The 1,104-nt window shown below is 66.8% G+C and carries 1 protein-coding gene; it reads right to left on the bottom strand.

All coding sequences use genetic code 11. From position 1 onward, the window contains the following. Positions 1 to 1,104: IS110 family RNA-guided transposase (locus tag ACZ60G_RS44140; RefSeq protein ID WP_465818408.1), on the bottom strand; the 1,104-nt coding region annotated here is incomplete at both ends.

The following is a 1,104-nucleotide window of genomic DNA, read 5'->3' as shown; positions in this document are numbered from 1 at the left end:
AGTGCCCACAGGACGTCGACCAGGCGCCGGGCCAGGGCTAGGAGGGCCTGGGTATGGATGAGTCGCTCACCGCGCTTACGGTCGTAGTACCGGCGCGAGGGCCCGTTTTCGTAGCGCAGGCTCGACAGGGCGGCCATGAAGAACACGCGCCGCATGCGTCGGTTGTAGCGTTTCGGCCGGTGCAGGTTGCCGCTGACGCGGCCCGAGTCCCGGGGAACCGGGACCAGCCCGGCGTAGGAGGCCAAACGTCCCGCGCTGGCGAAATTCGCGAGGTCGCCGCTGGTGCCGACGAGGAATTCCGCCCCGAGCCCGGGTCCCATGCCGGGCAGGGATTCGATGATGGCCGCCCACGGGTGCTCCCGGAATCGGGTCGTGATGAGTTTGTCGGTGTCTTTGATCTCCCGGTCCAGATCGAGGAGCTTGCCTGCGATGCGTTTGACCAGCATCGCGGTGTCGGCCTCACCGGGCAGAGCCAGGCTCTGGCGTCCGGCGGCGTCGAGGGCGGCAGCAGCAGTCTTGGCGATGCCCGGTTTCCAGGCCCCGTGTTCGGTGAGATGTGTTGTGACACCGTCAATTCCGGCTTCCCTGATCTCGGCTGGGGTGCACATCCCGGTGACCAGGATCAGCGGGGTCCGGTTCGAGTAGTCGAACGCGGCTTCCAACGCGGGGAAGATCGACCCGAGCAGCGCGCGCAGCCGGTTGATCCCGGCCACCCAGTCCGCCATCAGGTCGGTGCGGTAGCTGGTGAGCTGGGTCAGCCCGACCACGAGCTCGTCGGGCATCGTGACCTGGTTCAGGTCCTCACGCAGACGGGCGCTCTGCGCGATCACTCGCGCGTCCTTGGCGTCGGTTTTTCCTTCGCCGCGGAAGCTGCCGGTCATCGAGTTCACCACCCGGCCGGGCACATATGTCACCGCTTGATCGGCGGCCAGCAGCACGGTGATCAGCAGCAATGCCATCGGGCTGGTCAGATCGATCGCCCACCACACTTGGTCGGCGGCCTGGCCGGCGCGGGCGATCAACGTCTCGATCGCGGCCTGGTCGTTGCCGAATTTCTGGCTGAACACCGTCTTTCCGTTGTTGTCGACCGCGCACGCGTGATGC

The organism is Nocardia sp. NPDC102475, assembly GCF_055584605.1.
The sequence above is the reverse complement of the archived record's forward strand: the minus strand, read 5'-3'. Positions and strand labels throughout refer to the sequence as shown.